Source organism: Streptacidiphilus sp. MAP12-20 (assembly GCF_041262525.1).
GTDB lineage: Bacteria > Actinomycetota > Actinomycetes > Streptomycetales > Streptomycetaceae > Streptacidiphilus.
On sequence record NZ_JBGCCK010000017.1, the window covers coordinates 1 to 19,565 of the forward strand.

At 68.4% G+C, this 19,565-nt stretch carries 17 protein-coding genes, 2 pseudogenes and 1 riboswitch; of the genes and pseudogenes, 14 read left to right on the plus strand and 5 right to left on the minus strand.

Translation table 11 applies throughout. The features are described 5' to 3' along the window. Positions 1-172 precede the first annotated feature (172 nt). The 5 genes and pseudogenes from ABIA32_RS22555 to ABIA32_RS22575 form a co-directional block, all read left to right on the plus strand. A pseudogene (locus ABIA32_RS22555) lies at positions 173-238 on the plus strand (hypothetical protein); the annotation flags it as partial. Between the two features lie 297 nt (positions 239-535). After that, positions 536-1,156, plus strand: a complete 621-nt coding sequence (locus tag ABIA32_RS22560; protein ID WP_370098370.1) for a hypothetical protein — start codon at positions 536-538, stop codon at positions 1,154-1,156. Between the two features lie 188 nt (positions 1,157-1,344). Beyond that, on the plus strand, positions 1,345-1,797 hold the full coding sequence (locus ABIA32_RS22565) for a hypothetical protein (protein WP_370098373.1): 453 nt from the start codon (positions 1,345-1,347) through the stop codon (positions 1,795-1,797). Positions 1,798-2,524: 727 nt separating this feature from the next. After that, positions 2,525-2,650, plus strand: a pseudogene (locus ABIA32_RS22570) (recombinase family protein); the annotation flags it as partial. A 19-nt stretch (positions 2,651-2,669) separates the two neighbouring features. Further along, positions 2,670-2,924 carry a recombinase family protein gene (locus ABIA32_RS22575; RefSeq protein WP_370098712.1) on the plus strand — a complete coding sequence of 85 codons (255 nt, stop codon included), beginning with the start codon at positions 2,670-2,672 and terminating at the stop codon, positions 2,922-2,924. 406 nt (positions 2,925-3,330) lie between these two features. On the opposite strand, the gene ABIA32_RS22580 is transcribed toward ABIA32_RS22575, so the two are convergent. The 4 genes from ABIA32_RS22580 to gcvT form a co-directional block, all read right to left on the minus strand. Then, positions 3,331-4,698 (minus strand): L-serine ammonia-lyase, encoded by a 1,368-nt coding sequence (locus ABIA32_RS22580; RefSeq protein ID WP_370098376.1) that lies wholly within the window; start codon positions 4,696-4,698, stop codon positions 3,331-3,333. A 161-nt stretch (positions 4,699-4,859) separates the two neighbouring features. Beyond that, complete coding sequence (glyA, locus tag ABIA32_RS22585; protein ID WP_370098379.1) at positions 4,860-6,128, minus strand: serine hydroxymethyltransferase; 1,269 nt, start codon at positions 6,126-6,128, stop codon at positions 4,860-4,862. Between the two features lie 48 nt (positions 6,129-6,176). Next, positions 6,177-6,554, minus strand: coding sequence for a glycine cleavage system protein GcvH (gcvH, locus tag ABIA32_RS22590; protein WP_370098382.1), 378 nt, complete (start codon positions 6,552-6,554; stop codon positions 6,177-6,179). Between the two features lie 86 nt (positions 6,555-6,640). Further along, a complete protein-coding gene (gene gcvT / locus ABIA32_RS22595; protein ID WP_370098385.1) occupies positions 6,641-7,759 on the minus strand; it encodes a glycine cleavage system aminomethyltransferase GcvT in 1,119 nt (372 codons plus the stop codon). Positions 7,760-7,908: 149 nt separating this feature from the next. After that, positions 7,909-8,017: riboswitch (glycine riboswitch) on the minus strand. Positions 8,018-8,092: 75 nt separating this feature from the next. Between gcvT and ABIA32_RS22600 the strand changes: the two genes are divergently transcribed. The 8 genes from ABIA32_RS22600 (at position 8,093) to ABIA32_RS22635 (ending at position 17,140) form a co-directional block, all read left to right on the plus strand. Further along, the gene (locus ABIA32_RS22600) at positions 8,093-8,848 is read left to right on the plus strand and encodes an enhanced serine sensitivity protein SseB C-terminal domain-containing protein (protein WP_370098388.1); all 756 of its coding nucleotides are present in this window, start codon (positions 8,093-8,095) and stop codon (positions 8,846-8,848) included. Between the two features lie 189 nt (positions 8,849-9,037). Continuing rightward, entirely contained in the window at positions 9,038-9,769 is a 732-nt protein-coding gene (locus ABIA32_RS22605) for an enhanced serine sensitivity protein SseB C-terminal domain-containing protein (RefSeq protein ID WP_370098391.1), read from the plus strand. A gap of 507 nt (positions 9,770-10,276) precedes the next feature. Beyond that, positions 10,277-11,269 (plus strand): ABC transporter permease, encoded by a 993-nt coding sequence (locus ABIA32_RS22610; RefSeq protein WP_370098393.1) that lies wholly within the window; start codon positions 10,277-10,279, stop codon positions 11,267-11,269. A 111-nt stretch (positions 11,270-11,380) separates the two neighbouring features. Continuing rightward, complete coding sequence (locus ABIA32_RS22615; RefSeq protein ID WP_370098396.1) at positions 11,381-13,147, plus strand: ABC transporter substrate-binding protein; 1,767 nt, start codon at positions 11,381-11,383, stop codon at positions 13,145-13,147. Between the two features lie 110 nt (positions 13,148-13,257). Next, positions 13,258-14,259, plus strand: coding sequence for an ABC transporter permease (locus ABIA32_RS22620; RefSeq protein ID WP_370098398.1), 1,002 nt, complete (start codon positions 13,258-13,260; stop codon positions 14,257-14,259). Next, a complete protein-coding gene (locus tag ABIA32_RS22625) occupies positions 14,256-15,362 on the plus strand; it encodes an ABC transporter ATP-binding protein (RefSeq protein ID WP_370098401.1) in 1,107 nt (368 codons plus the stop codon). Before ABIA32_RS22620 ends, ABIA32_RS22625 begins: the two co-directional genes overlap by 4 nt. Before the next feature lie 30 nt (positions 15,363-15,392). Then, a complete protein-coding gene (locus tag ABIA32_RS22630) occupies positions 15,393-16,430 on the plus strand; it encodes an ABC transporter ATP-binding protein (RefSeq protein WP_370098404.1) in 1,038 nt (345 codons plus the stop codon). Between the two features lie 50 nt (positions 16,431-16,480). Then, entirely contained in the window at positions 16,481-17,140 is a 660-nt protein-coding gene (locus ABIA32_RS22635) for a trimeric intracellular cation channel family protein (RefSeq protein ID WP_370098407.1), read from the plus strand. Positions 17,141-17,309: 169 nt separating this feature from the next. On the opposite strand, the gene ABIA32_RS22640 is transcribed toward ABIA32_RS22635, so the two are convergent. Further along, positions 17,310-18,053 carry an IclR family transcriptional regulator gene (locus tag ABIA32_RS22640; protein WP_370098410.1) on the minus strand — a complete coding sequence of 248 codons (744 nt, stop codon included), beginning with the start codon at positions 18,051-18,053 and terminating at the stop codon, positions 17,310-17,312. Between the two features lie 167 nt (positions 18,054-18,220). Here ABIA32_RS22640 and ABIA32_RS22645 point away from each other — a divergent pair, with 167 nt between their 5' ends. Beyond that, positions 18,221-19,399: a cysteine desulfurase family protein gene (locus ABIA32_RS22645; RefSeq protein ID WP_370098413.1), complete on the plus strand. Its 1,179-nt coding sequence runs from the start codon at positions 18,221-18,223 to the stop codon at positions 19,397-19,399. The last annotated feature ends 166 nt before the right edge of the window (positions 19,400-19,565 follow it).

A 19,565-nucleotide genomic window follows, 5' to 3' on the forward strand; every position in this document is an offset into this window, starting at 1 on the left:
CGGATCCCGCGAATCCGACCCCATCAGGGGACGCTTGCCCACGGCCATCGGAAACTCCTTCGAGTGGTCTCACCCACCACATCCCTGACAGTCCCCCTGGGTCGACGGCCGCGGCTACCTCAACCAGCCCGCCGACCCCGCCACCAGCTACAGCCTCCTCGGGGCCCGCAACTTCGACCCCACCACCGGCCGCTTCCTCCAAGCCGACCCGCTTCTCGAAGCAGCCGACCCCAACCAGCTCGGTGGCTACACCTACGCTGCCAACGACCCCGTCAACGGCGCCGACCCCAACGGCCTCCGCGACGACCAGTGTGCTCAATCCGGCTGGTCCTGCTCTGGAAACACCATCACCGAGCCGACCGGCCAAATCGACAACGTCCACACCGGACAGATCCTCGGCCACACCTCCCCGCCCCATACCTGTGGCGTCGGCAGCTGCGACCCCAGTGAATGGGGCGACAGCAGCGGATTCGCCGGACGCCACCACATCTGGGACAACGCCACGAACCAGCGCTGGGACGCCTACTGGGCCCAGGTGGCTCTCGCAGCTAAGCAAACCGCCGAGGCGACCTATCGCGCTCAGCAGAATTCGATGGCAGCGCAGCAGGCGCGCGAGCTGCGCCAGGCCCTCACCAGTTACAACCCCTACCTCCAGGACCCGACCTGTGGTGTGAGCCATGCCCCATGCAGCGGCATCAGTGGTGTGGCATGGGGCGGAGCAATTGCCCAGGGAACGATGTCGGCATTCGGATCGGGCATTCCTCAAAGGAGGCCGGGGCCGTATGGCTATACGCTCGCCAGCGATGGGACCAAGGTGCCCGTGGGGCAGACGCTCAGGAATGTGAAATTTGGCCAGTATGCAGGTGTGGCAGACAAGTTCGCGACGCCTCTCACGATCCTCGGCGCTGGAGCATCGGCCTATGGCGGATATCTGTCCGCTCAGGACAACGGTGAATCCACGGGTGACGCCATTGCTACTGGTGCGTCCGAAGGCGTGGGTGACACCGTGATCGGAGTGGCCACGGTCGCTAATACGGCAGCCATTGGTTTCATGGTGGCTGGGCCTGCGGGTGCGGCCGCCGGAGCCCTGGTTGGGATCGGTATTTCAATCTTCGCTGACAACTCCTTTAATGACGCGATTTCGGGTTGGTTCTGACTGAGGCTCGGGTTCAGCGACAGATGACTGAAAGCTGGACCCCTCAACAGATGATTCCCGGCTGGATTTCCTCATAGTCCGCGATGCTGCGGCCAGGTCGACCTGGCCGCAGCACCACAGCCACCCCTCGGGGCCCTCCAGTTCGGGCCGCGCCCCTGTTGTCTGCTTTGCTGAGTTAGGATGCCATCATGGACGAGCTCATGCTGACCCTCACGGCTGCAGAGCGCCGGGAGTACCGTCAGATTATGGCGATCGCGCTCGGCGTATTGTGCCTTCTTGGATTGTTGATCGGTCGATCTTTCGGCTCATTTGCGGTTGCCGCGTACGCCATCGTTTTTGTCGTGCTAATCGCGTTGGCCTGGTCTGCCAATGAAGGATGGACGCGTATTGGCAAGCGTGGAATTGTTGTAAAGCGGGCACTTCTTCCTGGTCGCACTATTTCATGGGATGAGGTGGCATCTGTATATGTCAAGCGAACGGAAGTTCCGTTTTTTGGATCGACCAGTACTATAAGGATCAGGATGGTCAGCGGCAGGCAAGTCCGGCTTCTTGGGGTCGAGCGAAGCCTGCGGAGGCCGGACGTCCATTTTGATGAGAAGTTCGCACAAATTTGCAGATTGCGTGACGCATCGACCGACTGAAGGCGCTGACGAGCAAGTGCGGAAGTCACGCTCTTCCGGCCGTGGTCCCCTCGGGGGACTTCCCGCTCGACGTGGACAGTCAGAGGGGGGAGTGGGGGCATCTGGTTGGGCGTGCTCTGGAAGGAGAGGGACGCGGCGAAGGCGGCCGGGGCGCCTGGGGTGGTGCCGCCGAGCGCTGGTTTGTCCCACGGACAGGCATCGCGGCCCTGGAGCTCAGCACGCTGCCGGACGTCGGCGTCGCCGTCGCTCCGGGCAGTAGCAGCGACGGACTCGCGTGTGCCTGGACCCTGGGGCGGGGCGGTGTCCTCGCGTCTGTCTTTCTCCCCGAGCACGGAGCAGATGTCCGGGTTGCAGGCGCCGACTACGGCGACGCTCTGGCGGCCCGCGAGCAGTTCGCCAAGGCCACGGGCGCGCTCACGTACGACGTCGACGAAGACCCGCTCATCGCTGCAGGCGCCGGTACGGTGCTGGGCGCATGGCGTCACCGCGCACCGCCGGATCACTCCGACACCGCAGGACTTCGAGCGGATCCTCGACCTCGCCGTCGACCTCACCCCCACCGTCGAGCAGCTGCCGCCGGACGCCTTCCTCCTCGACGTCGCGGGAGCGCTACGGTTCTTCGGCCGGGGACCGGCCGACCTGGCGGCCCGGCTGTCACGTGCGCGCGCTCGCCCTGCACGACCTCGACCTGACCATCGGCGCCGCCACCAACCCCCTGCTCGCCCGCATGGCCTGCCACCAGGGCGTCGCCCGCGAAGGCGACCAGCTCGTCGGCACCGCGCTCGACCGTTTCGGCCGCTCCCTGGGGAACCTCATCGAGCTCTCGAAGGAGCTGCAGGAGCGCCGGGTCGGCATCGTCGTCCTGGACCGCCATCGACACCACCACGGCCGTCGGGCGCATGTTCTTCCAGATCCTCGGTGCGATCGCCGAATTCGAGCACGCCCTCATGTCCGAGCGCACCATGGACGGCCTGGCCGCCGCCCGGGGCCGGACCGGCGGCCAGATCCTGAAGCATCGGGAGGAACGGGGGCGTGACGCGTCGGCGGCTGGCCGGACGGTCGCTACTCGCAAGGGTCCGTGGCGTGGGGGAAGGCCGGTAGGTGGCGGCGCCGCAGAGCGGTCTTGAGCGCGCAGGCGGATGTATCGGTACCCGGCCTGGAGCGGGTGAGGTGCTTGATCAGCTTGGGGGTGGGCAGTGCCGGGGGGCCAAAGGCTGGGTGGCGGCGTCAACGGGCGCGCAAGCAAGGAGCAGAAGCCGCAGCAGATCACTCAACGTGACATGCTGCGGCATCTGTCGAAGCCTTGCCGCTTGGCTGGGCCGGTCGACGCTCCCCAAGGACGAGCCCTACCCCCGGGTAGCGGTGGACGGACGGCAGGCCCAGGCCAGAGGCTGTGCGACCCGTGTTTCGCCAGGGACTTTTCAGGGACTTTCTGCTTCGTCCGAGGGACTTTTCAGGGACTTTTCGCGGTGCAAACAGGGAAGGCCCTGACAGCCCTGAAAGAGGCAAAGCCGCAGATCAGAGTGTGTTTCGTCAGCACTCGATCACGTTGACCGCGAGTCCTCCGCGACTCGTCTCCTTGTATTTGATCTTCATATCCGCGCCGGTCTCCTTCATCGTCTTGATCGCCTTGTCCAGCGAGACGTGGTGTCGCCCGTCGCCGCGCAGCGCCATGCGCGCAGCGGTGACGGCCTTGACGGCCGCCATGCCGTTGCGTTCGATGCACGGGATCTGGACCAGGCCGCCGACCGGGTCGCAGGTGAGGCCGAGGTTGTGCTCGATGCCGATCTCCGCCGCGTTCTCGACCTGTTCCGGCGTGCCGCCGAGGACCTCGGCCAGGCCGCCCGCGGCCATGGAGCAGGCGGAGCCGACCTCTCCCTGGCAGCCGACCTCGGCGCCGGAGATGGAGGCGTTCTCCTTGAAGAGCATGCCGACCGCGCCCGCGGTCAGCAGGAAGCGGACGATGCCGTCCTCGTCCGCGCTGGGGATGAAGTTCAGGAAGTAGTGCAGGACCGCCGGGATGATCCCCGCCGCGCCGTTGGTCGGCGCGGTCACCACGCGGCCGCCGGCCGCGTTCTCCTCGTTGACCGCCATCGCGTAGAGGGTGACCCACTCCATCGCGTTCGCCGGACCGATGCCCTCGACGCGCAGCGCCCGTGCGCCGCTCGCCGCGCGGCGGCGGACCTTGAGGCCGCCGGGGAGGATGCCCTCGTGGTTCATGCCGTTGCGGACGCACTCCTGCATCACGGACCAGATCTCCAGCAGCCCGGTGCGGATCTCCGCCTCGGTCCGCCAGGCCTTCTCGTTCTCCAGCATCAGCGAGGAGATGGAGAGGCCGGTCTCGTTCGTGAGCCGGAGCAGCTCGGCGCCGGTGCGGAAGGGGTACTTCAGCACGGTGTCGTCGGGCACCACCCGGTCCGCGCCGATCGCGTCCTCGTCGACGACGAAGCCGCCGCCGACCGAGTAGTAGGTCTTCTCCAGCAGCGGGGTCCTGGCCGCGTCGTAGGCGCAGAGCGTCATGCCGTTCGCGTGGTACGGCAGCGAGCGGCGGCGGTGCAGGACCAGCTCGCTGTCCGGGTCGAAGGCGATCTCCTGCGTGCCGAGCAGGGAGAGCCGCTTGGTGGCCTTGATCCGCGCGACGTCGAGATCCGCCTGCTCGATGTCGACCGTCCGCGGCGAGTTGCCCGCCAGGCCGAGCAACACGGCCTTCGGGGTGCCGTGGCCGTGGCCGGTCGCGCCGAGCGAGCCGAAGAGCTCGGCCCGCACCGAGTGGACGTCGGCCAGCAGGCCCTCCGACTTCAGCCGGCGCGCGAACATGCGGGCCGCCCGCATCGGGCCGACCGTGTGGGAGCTGGACGGGCCGATGCCGATGGAGAAGAGGTCGAAGACGCTGATGGCCACGAGGACGCCCTTGTCTTGTGGTGAGGGACGAACGGAGGAAGACACGCCGGGGCACCGCGCGCCACCGTCTGGTTCCAGTGTGCGCGGTGCCCCGCCGTTATGAGATGCCCCGCCGTTATGGAAGGACAGGCAGGCCCGGAAACTTCCGGGCCCCGGAAGACCTACAGGTCCGGGTAGAGCGGGTGCTTCGCCGCCAGCGCGCTGACGCGCGCCGCGAGCTCGGCGGACTTGGCGTCGTCGAAGGACGGCTTCAGCGCCTCGGCGATGATGTCGGCGACCTCGCGGAAGTCCTCCGCCTGGAAGCCACGAGTGGCCAGCGCCGGAGCGCCGATGCGCAGGCCGGAGGTGACCATCGGCGGGCGCGGGTCGAAGGGGACCGCGTTGCGGTTCACCGTGATGCCGACCGCGTGCAGGCGGTCCTCGGCCTGCTGGCCGTCCAGCTCGGACTTGCGCAGGTCCACCAGGACCAGGTGCACGTCCGTGCCGCCGGAGAGGACGGAGACGCCGGCCTCGACCGCGTCCGACTGGAGCAGCCGGTCGGCGAGGATCTTGGCGCCCTCGAGGGTGCGGCGCTGGCGGTCCTTGAACTCCTCCGTGGCGGCGACCTTGAAGGCCACGGCCTTGGCGGCGATCACGTGCTCCAGCGGACCACCCTGCTGGCCGGGGAAGACCGCGGAGTTGATCTTCTTGGCGTACTCGGCCTTGGACAGGATCACGCCGCCGCGGGGACCGCCGAGGGTCTTGTGCGTCGTCGTGGTGACCACGTCCGCGTAGGGCACCGGGGAGGGGTGCAGCCCGGCGGCGACCAGGCCGGCGAAGTGGGCCATGTCGACCATGAGCAGCGCGCCGACCTCGTCCGCGATCCGGCGGAACGCGGCGAAGTCCAGCTGACGCGGGTAGGCGGACCAGCCGGCGATGATCAGCTTGGGCTGGTGCTCCTTGGCCAGGCGCTCGACCTCGTCCATGTCGACCAGGTTCGTCTCGGCGTCGACGTGGTAGGCGACCACGTTGTAGAGCTTGCCGGAGAAGTTGATCTTCATGCCGTGGGTCAGGTGGCCGCCGTGGGCCAGGTCCAGACCGAGGATCGTGTCCCCGGGCTTGATCAGCGCGAACATCGCGGCGGCGTTGGCCTGGGCGCCGGAGTGCGGCTGGACGTTGGCGTGCTCGGCGCCGAACAGCGCCTTGATCCGGTCGATCGCGAGCTGCTCGACGACGTCGACGTACTCGCAGCCGCCGTAGTAGCGGCGGCCGGGGTAGCCCTCGGCGTACTTGTTGGTGAGCACCGAACCCTGGGCCTCGAGCACCGCCACCGGGGCGAAGTTCTCGGAGGCGATCATCTCCAGGGTGGACTGCTGCCGGTGCAGCTCGGCGTCCACCGCGGCGGCGACCTCGGGGTCGAGGCTGTGCAGGGACTGGTTGAGGACAGTCATGGCGTGTGTGTGATCCCTCGGCTCGTCAGTCGTTCGGCTCGTCGTTCGTCAGCCGCCGGTGTGGGCGGTGTACTCGTCGGCGCTGAGCAGACCCTCGGGCTCGCCGTCCAGGCGGATCTTGAAAAGCCAGCCGTCCGTGAACGGCGCGGAGTTGACCAGGGCCGGGTCGTCGATGACGGCCTGGTTGACCTCGACGACCTCGCCGGCGGCGGGGGTGTAGAGGTCGCTCACGGACTTGGTCGACTCCAGCTCGCCACAGGTGTCGCCGGCAGCGATCTGCGCGCCGACCTCGGGCAGCTGGACGTAGACCACGTCACCGAGCGCGTCGGCGGCGAAGGCGGTGATGCCCACGGTCGCGACGCCGCCCTCGGCGGCCGTCAGCCACTCGTGTTCCTTGCTGTACGTGAGGTGCTGGGGGTTGCTCATGACGCGATTCTCCCGGATGAGGTGTGGGTACGGCGAAACGGGGGTCGGCGACCCCAAGAGAATTCTGGTGACAGAACGAGCGAGCGCTAGCGGGCGCGCTTGTAGAACGGCAGAGCGATGACCTCGACCGGCTCGTGTGTGCCGCGGACGTCCACGGCGACGCTGCTGCCGGGCGTGGCGTGGGCGGCGTCGACGTAGGCCATGGCGATCGGCTTGCCCAGGGTCGGCGAGGGCGCACCGGAGGTGATCACGCCGATGACCGTGCCCTCGGCGTCCACCACGTTCATCTCGGCGCGCGGCACCCGGCGGCCGGGGGAGACCAGGCCGACCAGGACGCGCGGGGGGGTTGCGGCGGCCTGCTCGGCGGCCTTCTCCAGCGCGGCGCGGCCGACGAACTCGCCGTCGTTGGTCGTCTTGTCGAATCGCACGACGCGGCCGAGGCCGGCGTCGAAGGGGGTCAGCGAGGTGTTCAGCTCGTGCCCGTACAGCGGCATCCCGGCCTCGAGGCGCAGGGTGTCGCGGCAGGAGAGGCCGCAGGGGATCAGGCCGAAGGAGGCGCCGGCCTCGGTCAGCGCGGCCCAGATCGCCTCCGCGTCGCCGGGGGCGACGAAGAGCTCGAAACCGTCCTCGCCGGTGTAGCCCGTCCGGGCGAGCAGCGCGGGGCGGCCGGCCACGGTGGCGGGGAGGGCGGTGTAGTACTTCAGGCCCGGCAGGTCGGCGTCGGTGAGCGAGCCGAGGATGGCGGGGGAGTCGGGGCCCTGGACGGCGATCAGCGCGTAGGCGTCGCGGTCGTCACGCACGACGGCGTTGAAGCCTTCCGCGCGGGCGGTCAGCTCATCCAGCACCAGCTGCGCGTTGGAGGCGTTGGCGACGACCATGAACTCGGCGTCGCCGGTGCGGTAGACGATCAGGTCGTCCAGGATGCCGCCGTCCGGGGCGCAGATCATGGTGTAGCGGGCCTTGTTCACCGCGAGCGCGGAGACGAAGCCGACCAGCGCGTGGTCCAGCAGCTCGCCTGCCTGCGGGCCGGTGACCGTGATCTCGCCCATGTGGGAGAGGTCGAAGAGGCCGGCCTTGGTGCGGACGGCCAGGTGCTCCTCGCGCTCACTGCCGTAGCGCAGCGGCATGTCCCAGCCGGCGAAGTCGGTCATGGTGGCGCCGAGGGAGCGATGGACGGCGTCCAGCGCGGTCAGGCGGAGAGACATAGCGGGATCTCCAAGCAATCTGGGCATGCTGCGGCAGGGACCCTCCCCGTCTGTCGCTGCAACCTGAGAGCTTCACCGTGCCTACGGGCACGGCTTGCACCGTGGGTGGACCCGGCCGGTCGGATGGCTGGGTCGCTTTCCAGAACTGCCTCGCCCGTGCGGTGTTGTGCCTGAGAGATTCGGGGGAGGACTTGCTCCTTCGGCGCCGGCGAGCACATGTTCGTACAGTGTGTCGCCGAGCTCTCCCGCGCGGGTTCGATCGGCCTCTATGCGATTGTGGGTGGGCTCATCATGGCATGACGCCGGAGCTGTGGCGAACAGGTGGAGGAGAGCGTGCAGGAGTACCCGGGCATCCCGCAGCAGGGGCAGCAGCGGCCGGGCGTCTGGCCGGAGAACGAGCTGGAGCTCGCGCTGGCGGCGTCCGTCGGCGACCCGGGCGCGACGCCGCGGGTGATGGAGGTGCTGGGCCGCAGCTACGTCTGGGTCCCCATGCCGGCCGGCCCGAGCCGCGACGGAGTCACCCTCGACCTGCCCACGACGGAGCTGGCCGGCCAGCCCTTCGTCCCGGTCTTCAGCTCGGAGGCGCAGCTGCGCGCGGTGGCCGGCCCGGAGATGCCGTACGCGATCGCGCCGGTCCACGAGCTGGCCCGCGGCCTGCCGCAGGGCGTCGGCCTGGCGGTCAACCCCGAGGGCGCGGTGGGCCTCCCGGTCCCGGCGGCCGGCGTCCCCGACCTCTGCGGCGACCCGACGGAGGAGGGCGTCCGCGCGACGGCGTGGGAGCCGGAACCGCATGAGGACCCGTACGAGTTCCTGGCCGCGGCGGCGGGTGAACTGGCGGCACTGCCGGTCGTCCTGACGGCACGTCGGGCCTACGTCCAGGTGGAGAGCGACACCCCGAAGCTGTTCGTGGGCGTCCAACTCGCCCGCTACGACGCGGGGGACCACGAGGCGGTGGGTCTGGCGCTGGGCCGCGCGCTGGGCCAGGCGCCGCTCCCCTTCGAGGTCTCCCTCGTCCTCCTCGACGCGGTCGCCCAGGACCCCACGGCGCAATGGATGCTCCAGACAGTCGCCCCCTTCTTCGCACGCTGACGTTGCACCTCCCTCAGGGGCGCGGGGAACTGCGCGAGTACCCACGCTGTGCGGATGGCCCTGCTCGTTCGGCCTGCCAGCTGCGTGGGTGGCCTGTCGCGCAGTTCCTCGCGCCCCTGGAGGTAGTGCAGCTACCTCGTCTGCCCCACGGCTAGGCTGCTCGGCGACGGATCGTGAGGGGGCGGAACGATGATCGAAGCGGCACTGCGGGAGCTCGCGCCCGGCCGTTACGACCGGTACGAGGCGCTGCTGCAAGAGATCGCCGCAGGCGATCTCTTCATGCTGTTGTGGCACGGCGTCCCCGGCAGCCCCGATGTCCAGTACGGCAACCTCGAGGTCAACGGCTACGGCTACGCCCCCTGCGTCACCTCCGCCGAGCAGCTCGCCGCGTCCGGGTGGACGCGGCGGCACCAGGTCGTGCCGGGGGCCGAGGTCGCCGCCGCGCTGTACCGCGAGCGGTGGGGTCTCTGGTTGAACCCTCATGTCGCGGGCGGCGGCGTCGGCATCCCGTGGGCGGATCTGCGCCGGATCGCGGGCGGTCTCGACCGGCTGCCGGCCGGCCCGCTCTCGCTCACCACCGTCGACGCGCCGCCGAGCAGCGTGCCCGAGAGCGTCGGCAGCCCCGCTGCGACCGCCGCGTTCTTCCGTCAACTCCACACCGCTGCAGGCGAAACGCCCGCTGTGCTGTCTTTGCGACGAGCTTGGGTGGAACCGTCCTTCGGTGAGCCATATGTCGTGCTTGGTCTGGAGATGACCGATTCGTCCGAGCAGTCCGTCGACGCCGTCCGGCGGATGATGCAGCGCGCGCTCGTCGCCGCACCCGACGGGCTCGCCGTGTCCACCGTCGCGCTCGCCGATCCCTATGACCAGGTCGCGGCCTGGCTCTCGGCACGGGTTCCGACCTGCTACGAACGGCTCTGACACTTCCCGGAGTGGTGGCATGCGGCCGCCTGACCAGCGGAAATCTGATCTACACGCGTCGACGCCCTGCGGCCCTTGGGTGCCGAGGAGCCGATGAATCGACGTATTCGCAGGTTGCGGCTTTGCATCGATGCAGGTCACGGTTAGGAAACCATTCACTGGCGGGTCTTTCGGACTTATGCGCCCTTGATGAAGAGTTCTGCAACAAGCCGGGCGGCCATGTGCCGTTCTCGCTTGTCGTCCCCGTCGGACACCTCGGTCGCACCCGACCCGAACGCCCCGCCGGACGACGACCGCACGTGGAACCACCGCACGTGCACCCATGCACTGACGCACCATCAGTTTTCGGGCATTGTGCCCAGCACATCAGCATTCCGCACTCAGCACTTGGCACCACTAGTGAACTGCGACCGTGTCCGCGGGCTCGCTCTCCTATCCCGGAGCGTGTCCAGGCAGGTCGACCGGGCACCGTGTGCCGGTCACCACCGGCTTGGGGGTCTTCTCCATATGACTGCGCCACTCCACGACTCCGGGACCGCGACACTGGAGGTTCCAGCTGACCCCACGGTCGCTCCCGCGAAGATCATCGGCCGCTCACCCGGGCGTATCGCCTGGGAGCGACTGAAGAAGGACAAGCTCGCCCTTCTGGGCGGTGCCGTGGTGGTCCTCCTGATCATGGTTGCCGTCCTCGCGCCGGTGATCACGTCGCTGTTCGGACACCCGCCGAACGAGTTCCACTCGGACCAGATCAACCCTGATCTGCAGGTCCCCAAGGGTGCGTTCGGTGGAATCAGCAGCGACTACCTGCTGGGTGTGCAGCCGGTGTCGGGGCGCGACATCTTCAGCCGCATCGTCTACGGTGCGCAGATCTCGCTGCTGGTCGCCTTCGGTGCGGCTCTGCTCGCAGTCGTGATCGGCGTGGTGCTCGGTACCGCGGCGGGATACTTCGGCGGCTGGTTCGACGCCGCTGTCAGCCGGACCATGGACGTTCTGCTCGCCTTCCCGCAGCTGCTCTTCTCCATCGCCCTGGTGTCGGTCCTTCCCGACAAGGTCTTCGGTGTCAGTGGAAGCTGGGTTCGCGTAGGCGTGCTGATCTTTGTGATCGGCTTCTTCGGCTGGCCGTATATCGGACGTATCGTCCGCGGTCAGGCCCTCTCCCTGCGTGAGCGCGAATTCGTCGAGGCGGCCCGCAGTCTGGGCGCCGGCCGGGTGCGAATCCTGTTCAAGGAGCTGCTGCCCAACCTGCTCCCGCCGATCCTGGTCTACTCCACGCTGATGATCCCGTCCAACATCCTCAACGAGGCCGCGCTCAGCTTCCTCGGTGTCGGTGTCCGGCCGCCCACCCCGTCCTGGGGCGAGATGCTCTCGGACGCGACGCAGTACTACCAGGTGGATCCCACCTACATGGTGGTCCCCGGCCTCGCCATCTTCATCACCGTCCTTGCCTTCAACCTCTTCGGTGACGGGCTGCGGGACGCCCTTGACCCCAAGGGGAATTGAGAATGCCTGCGCCTGTGCGCAGCTCCCAAGCGGTGGAGAGCCGCGACTCGTCCACCTGACTGTCCAAGATCCCTTTCCCGGACCTTGGTATCTCTCGGAGGTTGAACCGTAGTGAATACGCGTAAGAAGGCCGTAGCGGCCGTCGGCCTCGTCGGGGTCATGGCCCTGACCGCGGCCTGTGGAGGTAGCTCCAAGCCCACCACCGGTGGCACCACTGGTGCTGCGAAGTCGAGCTTCAACGGCTCGGTCACCCAGGTGCTCAACCCTTCGGACAAGAAGGGCGGCACGCTCAACCTCTGGGCGAACCAGGACGCCGACTCCCTCGACCCGGCGATCGGTTACTACGCCTGGGTCTGGGACATGCAGCGCCTCTACGCCCGCACGCTGGTGGCCTACCCCTCGGCCCCGGGCGCTGCCGGCCTCAAGCTGCAGCCCGACCTGGCGACGGCCATGCCGACCGTGAGCGCGGACGGCCTGACCTACACCTTCACGCTGAAGAAGGGCATCAAGTTCGACGACGGCACCCCGGTGACGTCGAAGGACATCAAGTACGGCATCGAGCGCATCTTCGCGCCCGAGCTCGCCGGCGGCCCGAGCGCCTACCTGACCGGTGTGCTGGACCAGGGTCAGAAGTACCCCGGCCCGTACAAGGACACCGACCCGAACAAGCTGGGTCTGAAGTCGGTGACCACGCCGGACGACAGCACCATCACCTTCAAGCTGGCGGCGCCGTCCTCCGACTTCCTGTACTTCCTGTCGATGGGCACCGCCTCGCCGATCGAGAAGTCCAAGGACACCGGCGTCAACTACGCCAAGATGCCCGGCTCCACCGGCCCGTACAAGATCTCCCAGTACGTGCCGAACAAGATCATCGCGTTCGTCCGGAACCCCAACTGGGACCAGTCGACCGACACGATCCGTAAGGCGCTGCCGGACGCGATCAACGTCAACATCACCAGCAACGCCGACGACGTCGACAGCCGCCTGCTCGCGGGCACCGGTGACCTCGACCCCGGCCAGGTCGGCGTGCAGACCACCGCGCAGACCAAGATCCTGACCAACCCGGCGCTCAAGGCGAACACGGACGACGCCCCCAACGGCTTCATCCGCTACATCTCGATGCAGACCCAGGTTGCGCCGTTCAACAACGTCCACTGCCGCAAGGCCGTGGAGTACGCCGCCAACAGCACCGACCTGCAGACGGCGCGTGGCGGCTCCTACGCCGGTCAGATCGCCACCAACATGCTGCCCCCGAACATCCTGGGTCACGACAACTACGACCCGTACAACCTGGCTGCGGGCAAGTCCCAGCTGGACAAGGCCAAGTCGGAGCTCGCGCTCTGCGGTCAGCCGAACGGCTTCAGCACCACCATCGCGGTGCGTAACAACAAGCCGAAGGAGAAGAAGGAGGCTGAGGCGCTGCAGGCGGCCCTCGCTCCGCTCAAGATCAACCTGACGCTCGACCTGTACGACGGCGCCAACTACAACGCTGTCATCGGCTCCCCGGCCAACGTGCACAAGAAGGGCTACGGCCTGATCGTGTTCGGTTGGGGCGCGGACTACCCGACGGCCCCCGGCTTCCTGGGTGTCCTGGTCGACGGCCGCATCATCCCGGCCTCGGGCAACAACAACTACCCCGAGCTGAACGACCCGGCGATCAACGCTCTGATCGACGACGCCAAGAAGCAGACCGACCCCAACGCTGTTGCGGCGGACTACACCAAGATCAACCACATGGTCATGGACCAGGCCGTCTACCTGCCGGTTGTCTACGACCAGGCGCTCAACTACCGCAACCCCCGCCTGACCAACGTCGTCTTCGAGCAGGCGTTCGGCATGCTCGACTTCCAGGCGCTGGGCGTTTCCGACGGCAAGTGACGCCGTCTCACCTGTAAACACAGCTAGACCGAAGGGCAGGTGAAGGCGGGGCTGTGGTCGGCCGCCGCTCCCTACAGGGAGGGCGGCCGGCCACCGGCCAGCCGAGCGCAGTGCTCCTGTATATCTTCCGACGACTCGTGAACGTGGTCGTCATGCTGCTGGTGATCTCACTGGTCACCTTTGGCATCTTCTTCATGGTGCCGAAACTCACCGGTAGCGACCCCGCGTTGCTCTATGTCGGCAAGAACTCAAGCCCAACGGCACTGCACGACATCAAGGTCAAGTTGGGTCTGGACAAGCCGCTGTACGAGCAGTACGGCATGTACCTCAAGGGCATCGTCGCCGGTCGGGACTTCAACAACGGTCCCAGCGTGTCGCACTGCCCCGCCCCCTGCCTGGGCTATTCGTTCAAGAACCAGGAACCGGTCTGGGGCACGCTGACCACAGCGCTGCCACAGACCGCGTCCCTGGCCGCCGGCGCCTCAGTCATCTGGCTGGTGCTCGGCGTCGGGACCGGCATCCTGTCGGCCCTGCGCAAGCGCAGCGTGCTCGACCGCGTCACCATGGTCACCGCGCTGGCGGGTGTGTCGCTGCCGATCTACTTCACCGGTCTGCTGACCGCGGCGATCTTCGTTTACAACCTGCACTGGCTACCAGATCTCGGGTACGTCAACTTCACCGACGATCCCGTGGGTTGGGCGAAGCAGCTGATTCTCCCCTGGATCACGCTGGCCTTCCTCTACGCGGCGACCTATGCGCGACTGACCCGTGCCACCATGCTCGACGTCATGGGCGAGGACTACATCCGTACCGCCCGGGCCAAGGGTCTGACGGAGGGTGTCGTGGTCCGCAAGCACGCACTGCGCTCCACCCTGACGCCGATCCTCACCGTCTTCGGTATGGACCTCGGCGGACTGATCGGTGGCGCGATCCTCACGGAGAACGTCTTCAACCTTCGCGGTCTGGGCTACGAGGCGCTGAACGGCATCAACAGCGAGGATCTGCCGCTCATCATGGGCGTCACGCTGTTCGCGGCCTTCTTCATCGTGATGGCCAACCTGATCGTCGACCTGCTGTACGCGGTCGTTGACCCCCGAGTGAGGCTCGCATGACCCCCCGTAAGACCGAGCCCACCGAGGAGTCGACCGGCGTGGCCGAGTCGGCCGTGTCCCAGGTCGCCCCCTCCGCGTTCCTCTCGGTCCGCGACCTCCGGGTGCACTTCCCCACCGACGACGGTGTCGTCAAGTCCGTCGACGGCCTCAGCTTCGACCTGGAGCGCGGCAAGACCCTCGGCATCGTGGGCGAGTCCGGCTCCGGCAAGTCGGTGACCTCCCTGTCGATCATGGGGCTGCACCGCAACGTCGGGAAGAAGCGTGGCCCGAGCATCAGCGGCCAGGTCTGGCTCGACGGCCAGGAGCTGATCAGCGCCGGTCCGGAAGAGGTGCGCAAGCTCCGCGGTCGGCAGATGGCGATGATCTTCCAGGACCCGCTGACGGCCATGCACCCGTACTTCACGGTCGGCCAGCAGATCGTCGAGGGCTACCGCCAGCACAACCCGCAGGTCAACAAGAAGGCCGCGCGGGAGCATGCGATCGCGCTGCTGGACCGTGTCGGCATTCCGCAGCCGGACAAGCGGGTCGACCAGCACCCGCACGAGTTCTCCGGCGGTATGCGGCAGCGCGCGATGATCGCGATGGCGCTGGCCAACGACCCGTCGCTGCTGATCGCGGACGAGCCGACCACCGCGCTCGACGTGACCGTGCAGGCGCAGATCCTGGACCTGATCCGGGACCTGCAGAAGGAGTTCGGCTCCTCGGTCATCATCATCACGCACGACCTCGGCGTCGTCGCCGAGCTCGCTGACGACATCCTGGTGATGTACGGCGGCAAGTGCGTGGAGAAGGGTCCGGCGGACAAGATCTTCACCGAGCCGGAGCACCCGTACACCTGGGGCCTGCTCGGCTCGATGCCTCGCATCGACCGCGAGCTGCAGGAGCGGCTCATCCCGGTCCAGGGCAACCCGCCGTCGCTGATCAACCTGCCGGGTGGCTGCTCGTTCCACCCGCGCTGCCCCTTCGCGGACCGCACCGACGGCAAGTCGCAGTCCGAGACGCCGCAGCTGACCAGCGTGGGCGAGAACCACCTGGCGGCCTGCCACATGTCCCTGGAGGCCCGTCAGCAGATCTTCACCGAGGAGATCGCTCCCCGGCTCTAGCCGGTAGCAAGTCGAGGAGACGAAGAAACAATGAGTGAAGAAAGCTCGACGGCGACCGTCCCGGCGCCCGCGACTCCCCCCGCCATGGAGGGGGAAGCGCTGCTGAGGGTGACCGACCTGGTCAAGCACTTCCCGATCAGGAAGGGCCTGCTGCAGCGTCAGGCCGGCGCCGTGCAGGCCGTGGACGGCCTCATCTTCGACGTCCGTCAGGGCGAGACCCTGGGCGTGGTGGGCGAGTCCGGCTGTGGCAAGTCGACCATGGGCCGGCTGATCACCCGCCTGCTGGAGCCGACCGCCGGCAAGGTGGAGTTCGAGGGCGTGGACATCACGCACCTCAACACCGCGAAGATGCGCCCGCTCCGGCGGGACATCCAGATGATCTTCCAGGATCCGTACTCCTCGCTGAACCCGAGGCACACGATCGGGACGATCGTCGGCGCACCGTTCCGACTGCAGAAGATCCAGACCGAGAACGGCATCAAGGCCGCGGTCCAGGATCTGCTGGAGCTGTGCGGGCTGAGCCCGGAGCACTACAACCGCTACCCGCACGAGTTCTCCGGCGGCCAGCGCCAGCGCATCGGCATCGCTCGCGCGCTCGCGCTGCGGCCGAAGATGATCGTCGCGGACGAGCCGGTCTCGGCGCTGGACGTGTCGATCCAGGCGCAGGTCGTCAACCTCCTCGACGACCTGCAGAAGGAGCTGGGCCTCACCTACGTGGTGATCGCCCACGACCTGTCCGTGGTGCGTCACGTGTCGGACCGCGTCGCGGTGATGTACCTGGGCAAGATCGTCGAGATCGCGGACCGGGACTCCCTCTACGCCTCGCCGATGCACCCGTACACCAACGCGCTGATGTCCGCGGTGCCGGTGCCGGACCCGACGCGCAAGGAGCAGCGCGAGCGCATTCTCCTCACCGGAGACGTGCCCTCGCCGGTCAACCCGCCCTCGGGCTGCCGCTTCCGCACCCGCTGCTGGAAGGCGACGGAGCTGTGTGCGGCTGAGGAGCCGCCGCTGGTGGCGCTGAAGACCGGTCACCAGGTGGCCTGTCACTTCCCTGAGAACGCCTGAGCGTTCTCCGCTTTGCGAGGTCACCCCGTATTCCACGATAGAAATGCGGGGTGACCTCGCAGATTTTCTCCCCGGGGGTCGAGCATGTGCTCGACCTCTCCGGCATTTTCGTCTTCGCCCTCTCCGGCAGCCTGCTCGCGGTGCGGAAGAACTTCGACGTCTTCGGCATGGCCGTGCTCGCGGAGGCGACGGCGCTGGGCGGCGGGGTCCTGCGAGACGAACTGATCGGCGCGATCCCGCCGGCGGCGTTCACGGACATCGGCTACTTCATGACGCCGTTGGTCGCCACGCTGGTTGTCTTCTTCATGCACCCCGAGGTCGCCCGCATCAACCGCACGGTGCAGACGCTGGACGCGCTGGGCCTGGGTCTTTTCTGCGTGACCGGTACGGCGAAGGCGCACGACTACGGTCTGGGCGTGGTGGCCTCGATCGCACTGGGGATGATCACGGCGGCGGGCGGCGGCGTGATCCGTGACCTGCTGGCGATGGAGACCCCGTCCCTGCTGCGCTGGGACCGCTCGCTGTACGCCGTCCCCGCGCTGGTCGGCGCGGGTCTCACGGCGGCGCTGATCGCCGCCGGCGCGCTGGACGCGGTGACCGGCAGCGCGGCGGCGCTGATGGCCTTCGGCCTGCGGATGCTGGCCATCAAGTACGACTGGCGCGCGCCGAGGGCGTGGCACCGGGGGAGTTCCAGCGAGGGCGAGCAATAGTTGCACCCTCCGGGGGCGCGAGGCTCTGCTCGCTGAACTGCGTGCGCGACAAGCCACTGATGTGGTGGGTCGCCGAACGCGCAGGGCCATCCGCACAGGGTGGTTGTTCGTGCGCGCAGTGAATCAAGCAGAGCCTCGCGCCCCCAGACAGTGCAGCTGACTCGCTTGCCTAGGTGCGGCCGCCGTACTCTCTTGAGATCGCGTCCGCCGTGGCCGTCAGGTCGGGGACCAAGCGCCGCAGCGCCGCCAGCGGGGCCACCACCGTCGGGGTGGAGATGGAGCACGCTGCGATCACGCGGCCGTCGATGCCGCGGATCGGGACCGCCACGCAGTTGACGCTCTCCTCGTACTCGCTGCGGTCCATCGCCCAGCCCTGCTCGCGGACCGTCTCCAGCTCGGCCAACAGCGCCGCCGCCGTCCGAAGTGAGCGCGGGGTGTACGCCGGGTACTCCAGTCGCTGCGCCAGCTCCGACCGGCGCGCCGGCGGCAGGCCCGCCAGCAGGACCTTGCCCACCGCGGACGCGGTCAGCGGCGCGCGCTTGCCGATGCGCGAGTACATCCGCACCGGGTACCTGCTCTCCAGCTTGTCGACGTAGGTCGCCTCGCCGTCCTCGTACACCGCGAGGTGCACCGTGTGTCCGCAGCGGTCGTTCAGCGCGGCGAGGTGGGGAGCGGCCACGCCGCGGACGTCGATGCTCTCCAGGGCCAGCTGGGCCAGCGAGAAGAGCCCGCCGCCGAGGCGGTAGCGGTAGTCCGCCTGGCGGTGCACGAAGCCGTGCTCCTCCAGCGTGCGGAGCAGCCGCAGCGCCGTGGACTTGTGCACGCCGAGGCGCGCGGCGGCCTGTTCGAGCGAGGTCGGTCCGTCGGCGAGGGAGGCGAGCACCGTCAGTGCCCTGTCGACCGACTGCGACATGTCCCACCAGCCTCCGACGCTGCACCCCCGACAGTTGCACGGATCATAAGGACGCCGTTGCACGGGCTGCAATGGATGATGCGCATTCGGAATGTGCGGGTGCGGAATGTGCGGGATCTGAGGGGGCGGGAGAGCGGGCGCGCGCGTGGCCCTAGACTTGTCCCGCCATGCCCTACCTCGACCACGCCGCCACGACTCCGATGCTGCCGGAGGCGGTCCAGGCGATGACCGCGCAGTTCGGTCACACCGGCAACGCCTCATCCCTGCACGCGGCGGGCCGCCGCGCCCGCCGGGTGATCGAGGAGTCCCGGGAGACCCTGGCCGCCGCGCTCGGCGCCCGTCCCAGCGAGATCGTCTTCACCGGCGGCGGCACGGAGTCGGACAACCTCGCCGTGAAGGGCCTCTACTGGGCCCGCCGCGACGCCGATCCGGCGCGCCGCCGGATTCTCTGCAGCCCGGTGGAGCACCACGCGGTCCTCGACGCGGTGCACTGGCTGGAGCAGCACGAGGGCGCGGTCGTGGAGTGGCTGCCGGTCGATGCGCTGGGCCGGGTCCACGCGGTGGCGCTGCGTGCGGCGATCGAGGCGAATCCTGCGGATGTCGCGCTGGTCACCGTGATGTGGGCCAACAACGAGGTCGGCACCATCCAGCCGGTGCGGGAACTGTCGGCGGTGGCACGGGAGTTCGGCGTGCCGATGCACGCCGACGCGGTGCAGGCCTTCGGGCAGGTTCCGCTCTCCTTCGAGGACTCCGGCCTGGACGCGATGACCGTGACCGGCCACAAGATCGGCGGCCCCTACGGCGTCGGCGCGCTGGTGCTGTCGCGCGGCGCGACGCCGGTTCCGCTGCTGCACGGGGGCGGCCAGGAGCGGGACGTCCGCTCGGGCACGCTGGACGTGCCGGCGGCGGCGGGCTTCGCCGCGGCGGCGGCGATCGCGGCGGAACGCCGGCCGGTCGCGGCGGCGGAGTTGGCGGCGCTGCGGGACATGCTGATCGCGGAGGTCCAGGCGGCGGTACCGGACGCGGTCCTCAACGGCGATCCGGCGGGGGAGGGACGGCTGAGCGCCAACGCGCACTTCTCCTTCCCGGGCTGCGAGGGCGACGCGCTGCTGATGCTGCTCGACGCGCGCGGCATCGAGTGCTCGACGGGTTCGGCCTGCTCGGCGGGCGTCCCGCAGCCGAGCCACGTCCTGCTCGCGATGGGCGCGGAGCCCGCGCTGGCGCGGGCGTCCCTGCGGTTCTCTCTGGGCCACACTTCGACTCCGTCGGACGTGAAGGCCCTGTCCGAGGCGATCGCCCCCGTGGTGGAACGCGCCCGCCTCGCGGGCATGACCGCGAAGCGGTAGTTGCACCACGCTGGGGACGCGAGGTCTCAGTAGGCGAGCAAGCTGCACTATCCAGGGGCGCGGGGCTCTGCTTGATCAACTGCGCGCGCGAACAACCACCCTGTGCGGATGGCCCTGCGCGTTCGGTGCCCTACGTGCGTGAGTGGCTTGTCGCGCACGCGGTTCA

Excerpts from the sequence above, each read along its gene's own strand:
- ABIA32_RS22565 (WP_370098373.1), top strand. The coding sequence starts at position 1,345 with ATGGACGAGCTCATGCTGACCCTCACGGCTGCAGAGCGCCGGGAGTAC.
- glyA (WP_370098379.1), bottom strand. The coding sequence starts at position 6,128 with ATGACTGTCCTCAACCAGTCCCTGCACAGCCTCGACCCCGAGGTCGCC.
- gcvH (WP_370098382.1), bottom strand. The coding sequence starts at position 6,554 with ATGAGCAACCCCCAGCACCTCACGTACAGCAAGGAACACGAGTGGCTG.
- gcvT (WP_370098385.1), bottom strand. The coding sequence starts at position 7,759 with ATGTCTCTCCGCCTGACCGCGCTGGACGCCGTCCATCGCTCCCTCGGC.
- ABIA32_RS22605 (WP_370098391.1), top strand. The coding sequence starts at position 9,038 with ATGATCGAAGCGGCACTGCGGGAGCTCGCGCCCGGCCGTTACGACCGG.
- ABIA32_RS22610 (WP_370098393.1), top strand. The coding sequence starts at position 10,277 with ATGACTGCGCCACTCCACGACTCCGGGACCGCGACACTGGAGGTTCCA.
- ABIA32_RS22625 (WP_370098401.1), top strand. The coding sequence starts at position 14,256 with ATGACCCCCCGTAAGACCGAGCCCACCGAGGAGTCGACCGGCGTGGCC.
- ABIA32_RS22630 (WP_370098404.1), top strand. The coding sequence starts at position 15,393 with ATGAGTGAAGAAAGCTCGACGGCGACCGTCCCGGCGCCCGCGACTCCC.
- ABIA32_RS22640 (WP_370098410.1), bottom strand. The coding sequence starts at position 18,053 with ATGTCGCAGTCGGTCGACAGGGCACTGACGGTGCTCGCCTCCCTCGCC.
- ABIA32_RS22645 (WP_370098413.1), top strand. The coding sequence starts at position 18,221 with ATGCCCTACCTCGACCACGCCGCCACGACTCCGATGCTGCCGGAGGCG.